Origin of the sequence: Enterobacter cloacae complex sp. P24RS (genome assembly GCF_014982165.1) — a bacterium.
Classification (GTDB): domain Bacteria; phylum Pseudomonadota; class Gammaproteobacteria; order Enterobacterales; family Enterobacteriaceae; genus Enterobacter; species Enterobacter quasihormaechei.
In genome coordinates this window covers 15,650-33,117 of record NZ_JADCKU010000017.1, presented here as the reverse complement: position 1 = coordinate 33,117, position 17,468 = coordinate 15,650, and the positions used below count along the sequence as shown (strand labels likewise).

General features: G+C 56.7%; 17 protein-coding genes. 8 read left to right on the top strand and 9 right to left on the bottom strand.

Annotated features, from left to right (window positions below; all coding sequences use genetic code 11):
• Positions 1 to 34: 34 nt before the first annotated feature.
• On the bottom strand, positions 35 to 406 hold the full coding sequence (locus INF58_RS17080) for a type II toxin-antitoxin system VapC family toxin (protein WP_077221056.1): 372 nt from the start codon (positions 404 to 406) through the stop codon (positions 35 to 37).
• A gap of 2 nt (positions 407 to 408) precedes the next feature.
• Complete coding sequence (locus INF58_RS17075; protein ID WP_063449683.1) at positions 409 to 651, bottom strand: CopG family transcriptional regulator; 243 nt, start codon at positions 649 to 651, stop codon at positions 409 to 411.
• A 198-nt stretch (positions 652 to 849) separates the two neighbouring features.
• On the opposite strand from INF58_RS17075, the gene INF58_RS17070 reads away from it, so the two are divergent.
• Positions 850 to 1,770: an alpha/beta hydrolase gene (locus tag INF58_RS17070; protein ID WP_193528160.1), complete on the top strand. Its 921-nt coding sequence runs from the start codon at positions 850 to 852 to the stop codon at positions 1,768 to 1,770.
• 8 nt (positions 1,771 to 1,778) lie between these two features.
• Here the strand turns inward: INF58_RS17070 and fabY are convergent, their stop codons facing one another.
• The 6 genes from fabY to INF58_RS17040 form a co-directional block, all read right to left on the bottom strand.
• Positions 1,779 to 2,720, bottom strand: coding sequence for a fatty acid biosynthesis protein FabY (gene fabY, locus INF58_RS17065; RefSeq protein WP_063449681.1), 942 nt, complete (start codon positions 2,718 to 2,720; stop codon positions 1,779 to 1,781).
• Positions 2,721 to 2,764: 44 nt separating this feature from the next.
• Complete coding sequence (dtd, locus tag INF58_RS17060) at positions 2,765 to 3,202, bottom strand: D-aminoacyl-tRNA deacylase (RefSeq protein ID WP_063449680.1); 438 nt, start codon at positions 3,200 to 3,202, stop codon at positions 2,765 to 2,767.
• Positions 3,199 to 4,080 carry a virulence factor BrkB family protein gene (locus INF58_RS17055; RefSeq protein WP_063449679.1) on the bottom strand — a complete coding sequence of 294 codons (882 nt, stop codon included), beginning with the start codon at positions 4,078 to 4,080 and terminating at the stop codon, positions 3,199 to 3,201. Before INF58_RS17055 ends, dtd begins: the two co-directional genes overlap by 4 nt.
• Complete coding sequence (yihX, locus tag INF58_RS17050; protein ID WP_063449678.1) at positions 4,074 to 4,673, bottom strand: glucose-1-phosphatase; 600 nt, start codon at positions 4,671 to 4,673, stop codon at positions 4,074 to 4,076. Before yihX ends, INF58_RS17055 begins: the two co-directional genes overlap by 7 nt.
• Positions 4,674 to 4,791: 118 nt before the next feature.
• Complete coding sequence (locus tag INF58_RS17045) at positions 4,792 to 5,592, bottom strand: DeoR/GlpR family DNA-binding transcription regulator (protein ID WP_063865422.1); 801 nt, start codon at positions 5,590 to 5,592, stop codon at positions 4,792 to 4,794.
• Positions 5,593 to 5,626: 34 nt separating this feature from the next.
• Positions 5,627 to 6,523, bottom strand: a complete 897-nt coding sequence (locus tag INF58_RS17040; RefSeq protein ID WP_193528159.1) for a sugar kinase — start codon at positions 6,521 to 6,523, stop codon at positions 5,627 to 5,629.
• A gap of 155 nt (positions 6,524 to 6,678) precedes the next feature.
• Here INF58_RS17040 and yihU point away from each other — a divergent pair, with 155 nt between their 5' ends.
• The 7 genes from yihU to ompL all read left to right on the top strand — a co-directional run bounded on the left by yihU (position 6,679) and on the right by ompL (position 15,416).
• Positions 6,679 to 7,569 (top strand): sulfolactaldehyde 3-reductase, encoded by an 891-nt coding sequence (gene yihU / locus INF58_RS17035; RefSeq protein WP_039265623.1) that lies wholly within the window; start codon positions 6,679 to 6,681, stop codon positions 7,567 to 7,569.
• Between the two features lie 17 nt (positions 7,570 to 7,586).
• On the top strand, positions 7,587 to 8,462 hold the full coding sequence (gene yihT / locus INF58_RS17030) for a sulfofructosephosphate aldolase (RefSeq protein ID WP_045260226.1): 876 nt from the start codon (positions 7,587 to 7,589) through the stop codon (positions 8,460 to 8,462).
• A gap of 14 nt (positions 8,463 to 8,476) precedes the next feature.
• On the top strand, positions 8,477 to 9,718 hold the full coding sequence (gene yihS, locus INF58_RS17025) for a sulfoquinovose isomerase (RefSeq protein WP_063865419.1): 1,242 nt from the start codon (positions 8,477 to 8,479) through the stop codon (positions 9,716 to 9,718).
• 16 nt (positions 9,719 to 9,734) lie between these two features.
• Positions 9,735 to 11,759 carry an alpha-glucosidase gene (locus tag INF58_RS17020; protein ID WP_193528158.1) on the top strand — a complete coding sequence of 675 codons (2,025 nt, stop codon included), beginning with the start codon at positions 9,735 to 9,737 and terminating at the stop codon, positions 11,757 to 11,759.
• 45 nt (positions 11,760 to 11,804) lie between these two features.
• Positions 11,805 to 13,187 (top strand): MFS transporter, encoded by a 1,383-nt coding sequence (locus tag INF58_RS17015; RefSeq protein WP_049138041.1) that lies wholly within the window; start codon positions 11,805 to 11,807, stop codon positions 13,185 to 13,187.
• A gap of 43 nt (positions 13,188 to 13,230) precedes the next feature.
• Positions 13,231 to 14,655, top strand: a complete 1,425-nt coding sequence (locus tag INF58_RS17010) for an MFS transporter (RefSeq protein ID WP_193528157.1) — start codon at positions 13,231 to 13,233, stop codon at positions 14,653 to 14,655.
• 74 nt (positions 14,656 to 14,729) lie between these two features.
• A complete protein-coding gene (ompL, locus tag INF58_RS17005; protein WP_045260222.1) occupies positions 14,730 to 15,416 on the top strand; it encodes a porin OmpL in 687 nt (228 codons plus the stop codon).
• Positions 15,417 to 15,495: 79 nt separating this feature from the next.
• Here the strand turns inward: ompL and typA are convergent, their stop codons facing one another.
• Positions 15,496 to 17,319: a ribosome-dependent GTPase TypA gene (typA, locus tag INF58_RS17000; protein WP_006808726.1), complete on the bottom strand. Its 1,824-nt coding sequence runs from the start codon at positions 17,317 to 17,319 to the stop codon at positions 15,496 to 15,498.
• Positions 17,320 to 17,468: the final 149 nt, after the last annotated feature.

Below are 17,468 nucleotides of genomic sequence, written 5' to 3'. Positions count from 1 at the left end.
TGTAAGCGTGCCGGGCGGCGCGAGCTTGCCCGGCCTATAGCTGGTAAGGGGAAACAACCCCGGCTATTCCGGCAAAGTCTTTAGTATTGCGGGACACCAGGGGACAATTTCTGCTTTGGGCTGTGGCCAAAATGATGGCATCAGGTAGTTTCATCCCGTGTTTCTCACGGAGCACAACGCTTCTTTCAGCGATATCCCGCGAAACGTCGATAATTTCAAAAGCGCCCATGACAGCTGCCGTTTTCGCTTCATGACCATGCCTGCGCGCGCCGACCATGACCTCCATCCACGTGATAAGACTAATCGCCCGATGCGAGGCCGTACGATCGATCGTATCGGCAGCTTCTACGTGATTGTTAAAGAGATCGATGAGAATATTGGTATCAAACACTGCCATGTGTTCCATGATTACCACTCCTCACGCAGCTTGCGTTCGTACTCCAGCCCATCTTCTTGCTGATTTCCCCACAAACCAAGCGCATCACGAATTACCGAAGAACTCTGCTGATCGAGATATTGTTCAATGGCTTCCCGAAGCAATTCGGCGCGGGGCTGGTTACGCAGCTGCTTCAGGTTATCCAGCCGTTGAATTACGTCATCAGACAAATCAATCAATATTCTGCCCATCTCAAAATCCGCCAAAAGACTCATATATCACCTTAGTATATCATCTGCGGTTAATTTTCAGGCAAAATACGCTTAAATACTTTAGGGTTAAAGTGCATTTTTTTGGGAAAAATGAATTTTGCGAGCCGCTTTCCAGAACGTTCACCTTTTCACACTTCTTTGTTTTCATCTGTTGTAAAGCAGGCTATAAACTGTATAAAAACACAGTAAAAGGACGTAGCCATGGCGCTGGAAAAGGGTATTGATAAGCTTGTTCAAGAGTTTATTGCAGCAGGACGGCCTTCCTCTCGGAAACAGAGTATTGATGACCGGAGAGCCGGGTATGTAGCCAGCACAGCGCTGGCTGGGGTGACAGAAACGCGCGTCCAGATTGAAACGCTTGTTCTTGAGGATCTGACCTTTCGGGTATTTTCGCCTCTCAATGCTCCAGAAACGTTACCGTCTGCCCTTTACTATCATGGTGGATGTTTTGTCAGCGGTGGGTTTGAAACCCATGATAATCAGCTTCGCCAGCTGGCGTTTTACGGTAATTGCCGGGTCATTGCGGTTCAGTACAGACTCGCCCCCGAATATACGTTCCCCGCTGCGCATGACGATGCAGAGAGAGCGGCAGAACTTGTCTGGCAAAACGCAGAGAAGTTAGGCGTGGATAATCACCGGATTACGCTTTGTGGAGACAGTGCGGGAGGACATCTTGCGCTGGTAACCGCGCTTCGGCTCAAGGCCAAAGGTCTCTGGGATCCGGCGCAGCTCATTCTTATCTACCCCATGCTTGACGCCACGGCCAGTTTTGAAAGCTATACCCTCAATGGCATAGATTATGTGATTACTCGCGATACCCTTCTGAGCGGCTATGAAATGTATCTGGCCGGAGCCGACCGCCAGCATCCTGAGGTCAGCCCACTTTGGCGCAAGGACTTTAGGGGCCTGCCGAATGTCCATATCGTTATCGCTGAGTATGATCCGTTATGCGACGAAGGCGAGGCGCTTTATCAGCGCCTCACCGAGCAAGGCGTGAAATGTACCGCTCAGCAATGGCAGGGTGTAATACACGGCTTCTTCCAGTTGGGTGGAATTAGCCAGTCAGCACGAGACGTAATGCGGGATATTGCCTGGCGCATTCAGCATGCCGGGCGAGAGTAAAGAGGAGGTTACTCCTCCTCGTTCCCCCCCTCTTCATACGCGCCATACGGCTTCGCAGGAAGAACGATATAGGTGCCTTCAAACACAGCACCTGGCGTATCATCGCCAAACAGCTCAACCTGCATCTGCACGCGTGCTTTACGTCCGCGCGCCAGGCGGTCGAGATCGCCACCCAATGCGCCCAGGTCGGCCACCGCGCTCGGCTTGCCGCTGATCGGCGCGCTGTAACGAATATGGGCATCGGCAAGAATAATAGTGCCGCCGAGATGACGCTCGCGCAGCATCAGCCAGATCAGCCCCCAGCCGGTGAGCGTGGCGAGAGAAAACAGGCTCCCGGCAAACAGAGTATGGTGCGGGTTCTGGTTGCCGGTTTCCGGCATGGTGGTGATAAATTTTTGCCCGGTATACTGCTGAATACGCACGCCCATTTTTTCACTGAGCGGTATGTGCTGATACCACGCCTGCTGGAGCTGTCCGCACCAGTCGGCGCGATGGAGAATATCATCCAGGGTGGCGATAGGTTTGATCATCAAAAAGTGACGAATCGGTGTGGTTTGCGGGGCGCTGATTTCACCCTGATTCACAAAACCGAGCTTGGCAAAGAACTCAACGGCATCTTCGCGGGCGCTACAGGTGACGCGCTTAACCCCTTCCTGACGGGCAACGGATTCCAGCGTCATCGCCATCAGCGTTCCGAGGCCTTTGTCCTGCACGGAGGGGTGAACGGCCATAAAGCGAATAGAGGCTTCGTTATCGGCATTGATATACAGACGCCCCACGGCGACGAGGTTGCCCTCTTCATCCACCACCATCTGATGATGCGCCATCGCATCCCAGGCGTCGCGTTCAGATCCTTTCGGCTGATGTAATGGCTTGCGCAGCATTTCCCAGCGGAAATGGTAATAAACCTCTAACTCTTCTTCCGTTTGCGGTACTCGAAGGTGATACATAGCTGTACTCTCTCTTGTTACCCGCGGCCAGGCCGCCAGCTGGCTCAAACCTGGAGCCAGAATGTGACGGGGCCATCGTTCACCAGCGAAACCTGCATATCCGCAGCGAATCGTCCGGTTTGTGTATTCATGTCCTGTTGGCGACAGCGCTCAACAAAATACGCGTAAAGGGCTTCTGCGCGATCCGGTGCCGCGCCCTTCGAAAAACTCGGGCGCATGCCGCGCTCGGTATCGGCGGCCAGCGTAAACTGGGAGACCACCAGCACGCTGCCGCCAGCCTGTTGAACGTTCAGGTTCATCTTGCCTTCCGCATCGCTGAAAATCCGGTAGCCCAGCACGCGCTCGCACAGGCGGTTGGCTTTTTGTTCGTCATCATCCTTTTCGACACCCAGGAGCACCAAAAGTCCTGGGCCAATTTCACCCGTCACCTCATCCTCCACGGTGACGCTGGCACGGGTTACGCGCTGAATTAATGCAATCATGGTTGGTCTGCTTCTTGTTGTTTTTCAGCTTCTGCTGCTTTTTTGAGTTCGCGGTAAACCCCGAGAGTGACAGTTATTTCGGCGCCAAGCAAGACGATACACCACGTCCAGTAGACCCAGACAAACAAAATGGGGATCACCGCCAGCACGCCGTAAATCAGCTGATAAGAGGGGAACATGGTGATATAAAGCGCAAATCCCTTCTTGCCCAGCTCAAAGAGCAACGCCGCGACCAGCGCGCCAACCACGGCATCCCGGTTAGGTACACGCGTGGTTGGCACCACGCTATAAAGCAGCCAGAACGAAAGCCACGATAAAATCAGCGGGAAGATGCGCAGCATGTTATCGATCACGCTGTTTAAATCACTCGCCCAGCGCAGCGAAAGAAGGTAGGAACTGATCGCCAGGCTCGCCCCCGCCAGCAAGGGGCCGAGGGTTAATATCATCCAGTAGACGGCAAAGGAATAGACCTTCGGGCGAACTTTTTTGCTCCGCCAGATGGTGTTGAGCGCGCTGTCGATGGAGTACATCAGCAGCAGCGCGGTGACAATCAGCCCACACGCCCCCACCGCCGTCATTTTGCTGGAGTTAGCGACAAACTGTTCGATGTAGTTCTGGATCACGTCGCCGGTGGCAGGAATGAAGTTCGCAAAGACGAAATGACGAAGCTGCATGCTCACATCGGCAAACATCGGAAACGCCGAAAAAAGCGCAAAAATCACCGCCACCAGCGGAACCAGCGAGAGCAATGACACGTAGGCGAGATTGCCTGCCAGCGTGGTCATGTTGTCCTCATCAATGCGGTGCCAGAGGAGTTTCAGCCACGCCCTGAGTGGGCGCGTGTGGTGGTTGGCTTTTTGATGAACGGTTTTTAGCATAACTGCTTCGCAAAGTAGTTAGGTATCGTCTCTTTTCCGGTCACCAGAACGGAGGTGATGCCTAACTGGTTAGCCCCTTCTATATTATCGGCGTTGTCGTCAAAAAAGACCGCATCCGCCGCCGTGAATCCTTCTTCCTGCAACACCGCCTGGTAGATGCGCGCCTCCGGTTTACGCATCCCCATCTCCTGGGAGAGATACACTTTATCAGCCGCCGCGTGGATCTCCGGGTATTCATCCGGCCAGAAGGTGGTATGCAGGCGGTTGGTATTAGACAGCACAACAACGCGATGCCCCTGCTCGCGCAGCTTATGCATGATGTCGATCACTTCGGGGCGGATCGCGACAAATATGGCCTGCCAGCCGTGGGAAAACTGCTCGTAGCTTAACGAGAGACCCATTTCCTGGCAGAAACGCTCTGCGAACGTTTCATCGCTAATCTCACCGCGCTCGTGCAGATGGAAAGTCTCGCCCATCGCGAAATTCTGCTTTAACGTCGCCAGCGGAACACGGCTAAAATCGCTCCATGCGCCCAGCACCCGGTTAAAATCGATATCGACGATTACATTTCCTAAGTCAAAGATATAAAGCATGTTTATCTCCTTTCGCCGTGGAAAAGTAACTGTAGCGGGAAAGAGAAACTTTAGCTATGCGCCAGATTCAGCTTAGAGAAAGGAAAGGCCCGAATCGACATATCGGGCCATCAGAAGGTCAGCCAGCCTGCTGCTCTTCTCCGGAATTGACTTCGACAACTTCAACCTTGCTGGATTTGAGGTGGTTTTGCAGCGCCGAGCCGGGCAGCTCATCGGTGAACAGCGCCGTCGCCTGCGCCACGTTGCCGATTTCAACCGCCGCGGAGGCGTGGTATTTCGTATGATCGGCCGCCAGTAAAATGTGGCGGGAGTGGGCAATCATGGTTTTCACCACGCTGGCTTCGTTGACGTCAAATTCCATCATCGCGCCGTCGTGTTCAATCGCCCCGACGCTGGTCACGAGATAGTCCGCCCGAAAGCCCGACACAAACGCCGTCGCCGCCGGGCCGATAATGCCGCCGTTGTGCGGGCGCAGCGTGCCGCCCGGCACCATCACTTCAAAGCGCGGGTTCTTATACAGAATATGCGCCACCCGCAGGCTGTTGGTGATGATGCGCAGATGATTATGGTTAAGCAGCGCCCGGGCAACGTGCTCCACGGTCGTGCCGATGGTGATGAAGATGGTGGAGCCATCGGGAATATAGTCCGCAATGGCTTCGGCAATCGCCCGCTTCTCTTCGGTCAGCGAGACTTCGCGCTGCTCGAACGCCGTATTTACCACGCTGGACGCCCTGCCCGCGCCGCCATGATGACGCGTAATCAGCCCCTGCTCGCTGAGCTTACGGATATCCCGGCGCACCGTTTGCGTCGACACGTCCAGCAGCTGCGCCAGTTCATCAATGTTCATATAGCCACGATCGGCAATCAGCGTCAGCAGCTGATCGTGACGCGGGTTGCCGGTCAGTTCGGTAAGGCTCATGGGCTGTCCTCTGAAAACCATCACGCCCCGCATTTTATACAAAAAGTGACAAAAAAGAGCGGGTTTGATCACAGTCGGGTATACCTGCGCGCCCGCCGGGCTTTGTGCATTTCAGCGCTGCGACGGCGCTGGCAAAACGCACGGCGTCTGCGGCGGTGGATTGCTGTCCCAGGCTGAACGCCAGCGCACCGTGGAAAACGTCGCCCGCCCCGGTGGTATCAATGACGTTCACCTCAAAGCCAGGCTGATGACATAGCGTGTCATTTTCCAGCCAGAAGCAGCCGTCTCGCCCCTGCGTGACATACACATGTCCATTTGTGAGCGTTTGTGCTTTTCTCAGGGCATTTTCCGTTTCGTCCCGCTGCGTAAGGCGGCGCAGCCCCGGCGCGGAGAAAGCCGCGTGGTCGCTTAAGGCGATCAGTTCCGCGATATCCTGCGGGGTGACATCCGCATCAAGCACCGTCGGTACACCCTGCTGACGGGCCAGGGTAAATGCCTGTTTTGCCCCGTCATGCCAGCGCACGTCTGCTAATACAATATCCCACTGGGAGAAGTCGATTTCATGCAGCCAGTCTGCCTCGGCAGGGAGATCGGGGCTGGGGTAATTCGCTATAACGCGCTCCCCGCTGCCATCCACCAGCACCGCGGATTGTGACGATCGGGCACCGTTAAACACGCGCGTGTAGCGGGTGTTCACCCCCAGGGATTCCAGCTCCGCGAGCAGCCGTCTGCCGGTATCGTCGTCCCCCACCCGGCCAATAAAATCCACTTCAGCACCCAGCTTTGCCGCGGCCACCGCCGCCGTGGCCGCCGGGCCGCCGCCCACTTCCGTGTAGTCTTTTGCGACATATTTCCCACCTTCTTTCGGTAAATCATCGAGATACCAGATACGATCCAGCACGGTAATGCCGACACAAACGATGCGAGTCATGGTGATTCCTTCTGCGATTTCTGATGCCTTCATTTTAATTTCACCAAATGTTTAAAAAGTGACCCGTGTCAATTTTTTGACTATAAATTACAAATACGATCAAAAACAGACAACACAAGCGCGCAGAAATTGACACGATGTGACAGGAGAGAGGCATGTCAGCAATCGCATTTATCGGTTTAGGGCAGATGGGCGCGCCAATGGCGAAGAATCTGTTGAAGCAAGGTCACCAGCTTAACGTCTTTGACGTGAACCCGCAGGCGGTTCAGGCGCTGGCGGAGAGCGGTGCACGGGCGGCGGCTACGCCCGCTCAGGCCGCAACGGACGCCGAATTCGTCATTACCATGCTGCCAAACGGCGACCTGGTGCGCAGCGTACTGTTCGGCGAGCACGGCGTGTGCGAAGGGTTATCCCGCGACGCGCTGGTGATTGATATGTCCACCATCCACCCGCTGCAAACCGACGCGCTGATCCGCGACATGGCTGAGCGGGGCTTCAGCCTGATGGACGTGCCCGTGGGACGCACGTCTGACCATGCCATCGCCGGCACGCTGCTCCTGCTGGCGGGCGGCACCGCGCAGCAGGTGGAACGCGCCACCCCCGTCTTAATGGCGATGGGCAATGAGCTGATTAACGCCGGCGGGCCGGGCATGGGCATCCGCGTGAAGCTCATCAATAACTACATGAGCATCGCCCTGAACGCGCTTTCCGCCGAGGCGGCGGTGCTGTGTGAAGCGCTTGGCCTCTCCTTTGACGTGGCGCTGAAGGTGATGAGCGGCACGCCGGCGGGTAAAGGCCACTTCACCACATCATGGCCGAACAAGGTACTGAAAGGGGATCTTTCACCCGCCTTCATGATCGACCTTGCGCATAAAGATCTCGGGATCGCCCTGGACGTGGCTAACCAGCTCCACGTTCCGATGCCGCTGGGCGCGGCGTCCCGCGAAGTTTACAACCAGGCTCGCGCCGCCGGGCGCGGGCGCGAAGACTGGACGGCCATTCTTGAACAGGTTCGCGCATCTGCCGGGCTGAAAAAATCACACTGATACGAAAGGACTGAGGAATGACGATGTACACCCTGAAAGATATCACCCGACCTTCCGGCGGTTTTGCAATGCTGGCCGTGGATCAGCGCGAAGCGATGCGCCTGATGTTTGCCGCCGCAGGCGCGCCCGTGCCGGTAACCGACCAGCACCTGACGGATTTTAAGGTCAACGCGGCGAAAATTCTGTCGCCGTACGCCTCTGCGATCCTCGTCGACCAGCAGTTCTGCTATCGCCAGATTGTCGAGCAGCAGGCCGTAGCCAACAGCTGCGCGATGATTGTGGCCGCCGACGAGTTCATTCCGGGGAACGGTATTCCGGTCGACAGCGTGGTGATCGACAAAAGCATCGACGCCCAGGCGGTCAAACGCGACGGCGGCAAGGCGCTGAAGCTGCTGGTGCTGTGGCGTAGCGATGAAGATCCGCAGCAGCGCCTGGAGATGGTGAAAGCGTTCAATACGCTGTGCCACGACAACGGGCTGCTGAGCATTATCGAGCCGGTGGTACGTCCGCCGCGTCGCGGAGCCGAATTTAACCGCGAACAGGCGATTATCGATGCGGCGAAAGAGCTGGGCGACAGCGGTGCCGACCTTTACAAGGTGGAGATGCCGCTGTTTGGTAAGGGCACGCAGCAGGAACTGCTGGCGGCCTCGCAGAAGCTGAACGAGAACATCGCCATGCCGTGGGTGATCCTCTCCTCCGGCGTGGACGATAAGCTGTTCCCGCGCGCCGTGAGCGTGGCGATGCAGGCAGGGGCATCGGGCTTTTTAGCCGGTCGCGCCGTCTGGTCCTCGGTGATTGGCCTGCCGGATACCGAGCTGATGCTGCGTGATATTTCCGTACCAAAACTTCAGCGTCTGGGTGAGATCGTCGACGAAATGATGGCTCGCCGTTAAGAAAGGACCCGAACATGAAATGGTTTAACACCCTGAGCCACAACCGCTGGCTCGAACAAGAGACCGACCGCATTCTTGATTTCGGCAAAAACGCCGCCGTACCGACCGGCTTTGGCTGGCTGGGCAATAACGGGCAGGTTCGCAGCGATATGGGCACCCATCTGTGGATCACCGCTCGTATGCTGCACGTGTACGCGGTGGCGGCAAACATGGGCCGTCCCGGCGCGTATGCCCTGGTTGAACACGGCATTAATGCCCTCAACGGCCCGCTGCGCGACAAACAGCACGGCGGCTGGTACGCCTGCGTAAACGATGAAGGCGTAATGGATGCCTCCAAGCAGGGCTATCAGCACTTCTTCGTCCTGCTGGGCGCGGCGAGCGCCGTCACCACCGGCCACCCGCAGGCACGCAGGCTGCTGGACGATGCCATTGAGGTGATTGAGCGCTACTTCTGGAGCGAACAGGAGCAAATGTGCCTTGAGTCCTGGGATGAAGCCTTCAGCAAAACGGAAGATTACCGCGGCGGTAACGCCAACATGCACGCCGTGGAAGCCTTCCTGATTGTCTATGACGTAACTCACGATCGTAAGTGGCTTGACCGCGCCCTGCGCATCGCCTCGGTGATTATTCACGACGTGGCACGCAAAGGTGAGTATCGCGTTAACGAGCATTTCGACACCGACTGGAACCCGATCCGCGATTACAACATCGATAACCCTGCTCACCGCTTCCGCGCTTACGGCGGCACGCCGGGGCACTGGATTGAGTGGGGCCGCCTGATGCTGCACCTGCGCGCCGCGCTGGAAGCGCGCTTTGAAACCCCGCCGGAGTGGCTGCTGGAAGATGCGAAAGGCCTGTTCCACGCCACCATCCGCGACGCCTGGGCACCCGACGGCGCCGACGGGTTTGTCTACTCCGTGGGCTGGGACGGCAAGCCTATCGTTCGCGAACGCGTGCGCTGGCCCATCGTCGAGGCGATGGGCACGGCCTATGCCCTCTATACCGTGACCGGCGAAGCGCAGTACGAAGCCTGGTATCAGAAGTGGTGGGATTACTGCATCACGTACCTGATGGATTACGAAAACGGTTCCTGGTGGCAGGAGCTGGACACCAATAACGAAGTGACCACCAAAGTCTGGGACGGTAAGCAGGATATTTACCATCTGCTGCACTGCCTGGTGATCCCCCGCCTGCCGCTGGCGCCGGGCTTAGCGCCTGCCGTCGCCGCCGGATTGCTGGATAGCCAGGCCAAATAATAAAGACGGAGTTTTTATGCGTACCCTACACAATATTGACCTGAAAAATAACGAACGTGGCTTCACCCTGCGCTGGCAGGATCGCCTGATTTTGTCCCACTCCGAAGAAGCGCCTTGCCTGTGGATCGGTGCAGGCGAGGCCGATATCGAGATGTTTCGCGGCAATTTCAGCATTAAAGACAAGCTCAACGAAAAGATTGCCCTGACGGACGCGACCGTCACGCAGCAAAGCGGCGGCTGGGCCATCCGCTTTACCCGCGGCGATGCGGTGAGCGCCACGCTGCTGGTGGGCGTGGATGCGGAAGGCCGTCTGGAGCTGAAGCTGAAAAATGATGCCGCCAGTCATAACCGCATCTGGCTGCGGCTGGCGGCGCAGCCTGAAGATCATATCTACGGCTGCGGCGAGCAGTTCTCGTACTTCGATCTGCGCGGCAAGCCGTTCCCGCTGTGGACCAGCGAGCAGGGCGTGGGCCGCAACAAGCAGACCTACGTCACCTGGCAGGCTGACTGCAAAGAGAACGCGGGCGGCGATTACTACTGGACCTTCTTCCCGCAGCCTACCTTCGTGAGCACCCAGAAGTATTACTGCCACGTGGATAACAGCTGCTACATGAACTTTGACTTCAGCGCGCCGGACTTCCACGAGCTGGCGTTCTGGGAAGATAACGCCACGCTGCGCTTCGAATGTGCACAAACCTACGTCGATCTGCTGGAAAAACTGACCGGCCTGCTGGGGCGTCAGCCTGAGCTGCCGGACTGGGTTTACGACGGCGTGACGCTGGGCATCCAGGGCGGCACCGGGGTGTGCCAGCAGAAGCTCGACGCCATGCGCGAGGGCGGCGTGAAGGTGAACGGCATCTGGGCGCAGGACTGGTCCGGCATCCGCATGACCTCCTTCGGCAAACGCGTGATGTGGAACTGGAAGTGGAACAGCGAGCTCTATCCGCAGCTTGACGAGCGGATCGGGCAATGGAAGCAGGAAGGCGTACAGTTCCTCTCCTATATCAACCCGTACGTCGCCAGCGATAAAGATCTCTGCGAAGAGGCGGCGAAACGCGGCTATCTGACCAAAAACGCCGACGGCGAGGATTACCACGTTGAATTCGGCGAGTTCTACGCGGGCGTTATCGACCTGACCAACCCGGAAGCCTACGGATGGTACAAAGAGGTCATTAAAAAGAACCTGATCGAACTGGGCTGCGGCGGCTGGATGGCCGATTTCGGGGAATATCTGCCGACCGATACTTTCCTGCACAACGGCGTCAGCGCGGAGATCATGCATAACGCCTGGCCTGCCCTGTGGGCGAAGTGTAACTACGAGGCGCTGGAAGAGACCGGCAAGCTCGGGGAGATCCTGTTCTTCATGCGCGCGGGCTACACCGGCAGCCAGAAGCACTCGGTGATGATGTGGGCGGGGGATCAGAACGTTGACTGGAGCCTGGACGACGGTCTGGCGTCCGTCGTGCCCGCAGCACTCTCCCTGGCGATGACCGGGCATGGTCTGCACCACAGCGACATCGGCGGCTATACCACCCTGTTCGAGATGAAGCGCAGTAAGGAGCTGCTCCTGCGCTGGTGCGACTTCAGCGCCTTTACGCCGATGATGCGTACCCACGAGGGCAACCGCCCTGGCGACAACTGGCAGTTCGACGGCGATGCGGAAACCATCGCGCACTTTGCGCGCATGACCACCGTGTTCACTACCCTGAAGCCGTACATCAAAGCTGCGGTCGCGCAAAACGCGAAAAGCGGCCTGCCGGTGATGCGTCCGCTGTTCCTGCACTACGAGGACGACGCGCGCGCCTACACGCTGAAATACCAGTACCTGTTTGGCCGCGATCTGCTGGTGGCACCGGTTCATGAAGAGGGCCGCCGGGACTGGTCGCTCTATCTGCCGCAGGACAGCTGGGTCAATGCGTGGACGGGGGAAATCTGCCAGGGCGGTGACGTGACCGTTGATGCCCCGATCGGCAAGCCGCCGGTCTTCTATCGCCAGCACAGCGAATGGGCAGATCTGTTTAGCACCTTACGTGATATCTGATAAGGCTCGCCCGCAGGAAAACCTGCGGGCAGACGGAGAACAATAATGAGTCAACATACTTCCGATCCGGCAACCCTACGCCTGCCGTTTAAAGAAAAACTCGCCTACGGGATGGGCGATCTCGGCTCTAACATCCTGCTGGATATCGGCACGCTCTATTTGCTGAAGTTTTACACCGACGTGCTGGGGCTGCCCGGCACCTACGGCGGGATCATCTTCCTGATTGCCAAATTCTTTACCGCCTTCACCGATATGGGCACCGGGATCATGCTCGACTCCCGGCGCAAGATTGGCCCGAAAGGGAAATTCCGCCCGTTCGTGCTGTATGCCGCCTTCCCGGTGACCTTACTGGCGATTGCCAACTTCGTCGGTACGCCATTTGAGATGACCGGCAAAACGGTGATGGCGACGGTGCTGTTCATGCTGTACGGCCTGTTCTTCAGCATGATGAACTGCTCTTACGGCGCGATGGTGCCCGCCATCACCAAAAACCCGGACGAGCGCGCCTCGCTGGCGGCCTGGCGTCAGGGCGGCGCCACGCTCGGCCTGCTGCTCTGTACGGTGGGCTTTGTCCCGGTGATGAACCTGATTGAGGGCAACGACCAGCTTGGCTACATCTTTGCCGCCACCCTCTTCTCGCTGTTCGGGCTGTTCTTTATGTGGTGGTGCTATAAGGGCGTCACCGAGCGTTACGTCGAGACGCAGCCTGCTAACCCGGCGCAAAAGCCGGGGCTGTTGCAGTCGTTTCGCGCCATTGCCGGGAACCGTCCGCTGTTTATCCTGTGCATCGCGAACCTGTGCACGCTGGGCGCGTTTAACGTTAAGCTCGCCATTCAGGTCTACTACACGCAGTACGTGCTGAACGACCCGATCCTGCTGTCGTACATGGGCTTCTTCAGCATGGGCTGTATTTTTATCGGCGTCTTTATGATGCCCGGCGCGGTGCGGCGCTTCGGCAAGAAAAAGGTCTACATCAGCGGGCTGATGATCTGGGTGGCGGGCGATCTGCTTAACTACTTCTTCGGCGGCGGCTCGGTGAGCTTTGTGGCGTTCTCCTGCCTGGCGTTCTTCGGCTCCGCGTTCGTGAACAGCCTGAACTGGGCGCTGGTGTCCGATACCGTGGAATACGGCGAGTGGCGCACCGGCGTGCGCTCCGAGGGGACGGTCTATACCGGCTTTACCTTCTTCCGTAAGGTCTCGCAGGCGCTGGCGGGCTTCTTCCCGGGGATCATGCTCACGCAGATCGGCTATGTGCCCAACGTGGTGCAGTCCGCCGGGACGGTTGAAGGGCTGCGGCAGCTGATATTTATCTACCCGAGCCTGCTGGCGGTCATCACCATCGTGGCGATGGGCTGCTTCTACAACCTCAACGAGAAGATGTATGTGCGCATCGTGGAAGAGATCGAACTGCGCAAACGTACGGCATAAATGACGTGATAGAGCGCCCTGCGGGGCGCTCTGAGGATCGACCATGACACACAATACTGATCCGTTAACCCTGAAATTGAGCCTGCGAGAGAAGTGCGCCTACGGGATGGGCGATTTTGGCTCGAATCTGATGCTGTGTATTGGCACGCTGTACCTGCTGAAGTTTTACACCGATGAACTGGGGATGCCCGCGTTCTACGGCGGCATTATTTTCCTGGTGGCAAAGTTTTTTACCGCCTTTACCGACATGCTTACCGGGGTGCTGCTGGATTCCCGGCGAAACATCGGCGCGCGGGGAAAATTCCGGCCATTCATTTTGTATGCCTCCGTACCGGTGGCGCTGGTCGCGACGGCGCAGTTTATGGACAACGACTTTAGCCTGACGGTCAAAACGGCTATCGCCACCGTGCTGTTCATGATGTTTGGGCTCTGCTACAGCCTGATGAACTGTGCCTACGGTGCGATGGTACCGGCTATCACCAAAAACCCAAACGAGCGCGCGCAGCTTGCCGCGTGGCGTCAGGGCGGTGCAACGGTGGGGCTGTTGCTCTGCACCGTCGGCTTTATGCCCATTCAGGCGCTGTTCGTCACCCAGCCTTCTCTCGGCTATCTGGTGGCCGCGCTGGTGTTCGTCACCGGCGGCCTGTTCTGCATGTGGTGGTGCTACAGCGGGGTGAAAGAGCGCTACGTCGAGCTCACGCCCGATCACCATAAGCCCGGCATTCTGAAATCGTTCTGTGCGATTTTTCGCAATCCGCCGCTGCTGGTGCTGTGCATCGCCAACCTCTGCACCCTCGCCGCGTTTAACATCAAGCTGGCGATTCAGGTCTATTACACCCAGTACGTGCTGAACGACCTGCATTTACTGTCGTGGATGGGCTTTTTCAGCATGGGCTGCATTCTGATTGGCGTGTTTCTGGTGCCCGGCGCGGTGAAGCGCTTTGGCAAGAAGCCCGTCTATCTGGGCGGGCTGGCGCTGTGGGCGGTGGGCGACGTGCTGAACTTCTTCTGGGGAACCAGCTCCCTGCTGTTCGTGCTCTTTTCCTGCATGGCCTTCTTCGGCACTGCATTTGTAAACAGCCTGAACTGGGCGCTGGTGCCGGATACCGTTGATTACGGCGAGTGGAAAACCGGCATCCGCGCCGAGGGATCGGTTTACACCGGCTACACCTTCTCGCGCAAAATCTCCGCCGCCCTCGCCGGCTTCCTGCCCGGCATCATGCTGACCCAGATCGGCTACGTTCCCCACGCCGTGCAGAGCGCGGGCACGCTGCTGGGTTTGCGTCAGCTTATTTTCCTCTGGCCGTGCGGCCTGGCAATCGTCGCCGCCGTGACCATGGGGCTGTTTTATAAACTCAACGAAGCGCGCTTCGCCTTTATCATCGAGGAGATTGGAAAACGGAAAAAACAGTCAGCGAATTCCCCTGAGATAACATCCAACAATAAAGCGTCAGCAGTCACTTTATAACAATAAATTCGGCCCGTATTTCCTTCCTGTTCATCAGGAGGGAGGCCTTTCTGTACCTGATACATGGACAAATTATGAAAAGAATCATCACTGTACTGATCGTGTCGTCTGTGTCCTGCCCGGTATTCGCCGGGGCCTATGTTGAAACCCGTGAAGCCTACAATACGGCCTCTGAGCTGCACGAAGTGATCCTGCGTGCGGGCTATAACTTCGATATGGGCGCGGGGTTGATGTTCACCAACGCCTACAACGTGGGGAGATGGGATGAGCTCAAGCACAGCTATAACGAAATAGAGGGGTGGTATCCGCTCTTTAAACCGACGGATAAACTCACCTTTCAGCCCGGCGGGTTGATCAACGACAGCAGCGCCGGTTCGGGTGGCGCGGTGTATTTAGATACCAACTATAAATTCACGGACGGGTTTAATCTGACGTTCCGCTATCGCTATAACCATAATAATTACGATACGCCGGACTATAACGGGCAGATGGATAAGAACGACACGCACGAATTCGCCAACTACTGGAATTTCAAAGTGACGGATGCGTTTTTCTACACCTTTGAGCCGCACTTTTTCCAGCGGATAAATGATTACCACAGCAAAAATGGCAAAGACCATCACTGGGAAATAACCAACAAGTTCAGCTATAAGATCGACAGAAACTGGCTGCCGTACCTCGAACTTCAGTGGCTGGACCGATGGAATGATTACAACCGCGAGCAGTACCGGATTCGGTTAGGGTTACGGTATTCGTTCTAATAAAAAAGCCGCTGATCGCTCAGCGGCTTTTTCGTTGCCGGGTGGCGCTTGCGCTTACCCGGCCTACGGCATAACCGAATTACTCTTCTTTCGCACCGCGCATAGCACGTTTACGATCGTTCTCGGTCAGGTGACGTTTACGGATACGAATTGACTGAGGCGTCACTTCGACCAGTTCGTCATCATCGATGAATTCCAGAGCCTGCTCCAGGGTCATCTTGATCGGTGGAACCAGAACCGTTGCTTCGTCAGTACCGGACGCACGCATGTTGGTCAGTTTCTTACCGGTCAGGCAGTTTACCGTCAGGTCGTTAGAACGGCTGTGAATACCGATGATCTGGCCTTCGTAAACTTCAGCACCGTGACCCAGGAACAGCTTACCGCGATCCTGCAAACCGAACAGCGCAAACGCAACCGCTTTACCCTGACCGTTGGAGATCAGCACGCCGTTGTTACGCTGGCCCACTTCGCCCGGACGCACGTCGTCGTAGTGGCTGAAGGTGGAGTACAGCAGACCCGTACCGGAGGTCATGGTCATGAACTCAGAACGGAAGCCGATCAGGCCACGGCTTGGGATCACGTAGTCGAGACGTACGCGGCCTTTGCCATCTGGATTCATGTTTTTCAGGTCGCCTTTACGCTCACCCAGCGCCTGCATCACAGAACCCTGGTGCTGCTCTTCAACGTCCAGCGTTACGTTTTCGAACGGCTCTTGTTTACGGCCATCGATTTCGCGGAAGATAACTTTCGGACGGGAAACCGCCATCTCGAAACCTTCACGACGCATGTTTTCAATCAGAACGGACAGGTGCAGCTCACCACGACCAGAAACGCGGAATGCATCAGCGTCTTCGGTTTCTTCAACGCGCAGCGCAACGTTGTGCACCAGCTCTTTGTTCAGGCGGTCAAGGATCTGACGAGAGGTAACGAACTTACCTTCTTTACCACAGAACGGAGAGGTGTTGACGTTGAAGAACATAGATACGGTTGGTTCATCAACGGACAGGGCTGGCAGCGCTTCGACGTTCTGCGGATCGCAGATGGTGTCGGAGATGTTCAGCTCACCCAGACCGGTGATGGCGATGATGTCGCCCGCTTCAGCGATGTCGCTCTCGATACGCTCAAGACCCAGGTGAGTCAGGACTTTACCGACTTTACCGTTACGGGTTTTGCCTTCGCTATCGATGATAGTGACCTGCTGGTTAGGCTTCACTTTACCGCGCTTGATACGACCAATGCCGATTACGCCAACGTAGTTGTTGTAGTCGAGCTGGGAGATCTGCATTTGCAGGGTGCCTTCCAGGTCAACGTTTGGCGCAGGAACGCGGTCAACAATCGTCTGGTACAGCGGAGTCATGTCTTCAGCCATGTCTTCGTGATCCAGACCCGCGATACCGTTCAGCGCAGAGGCATAAACGATAGGGAAGTCCAGCTGCTCGTCGGTCGCGTCGAGGTTAACGAACAGGTCGAATACCTGGTCAACAACCCAGTCAGGACGCGCGCCAGGACGGTCAACCTTGTTGATCACAACGATAGGTTTCAGGCCGTGGGCAAATGCTTTTTTGGTCACGAAGCGCGTTTGCGGCATAGGGCCATCAAATGCGTCAACCACCAGCAGCACGGAATCCACCATGGACATCACGCGCTCAACTTCACCACCGAAGTCGGCGTGCCCTGGGGTATCAACGATGTTGATACGGTAGTCATTCCATTTGATAGCGGTGTTTTTGGCGAGGATGGTAATCCCACGCTCTTTCTCCAAATCGTTGGAGTCCATCACACGCTCTTGAGTTTCGGCACGAGCATCAAACGTACCAGACTGCTGTAGCAGCTTATCAACCAGGGTAGTTTTACCATGGTCGACGTGCGCGATGATGGCGATATTACGCAATTTTTCGATCACAACTTTGCCTCAGGCATTTAGAAATAGCGCGTTATTGTACACGGATTAATCGCACTACAAAACAGGATCACAAACATCCCCCGCAAACAAGTATTGCAGAGATGCTTTGTGATCGCTTTCACGGAGCGGTAAAAGGGCACTTTAACGTA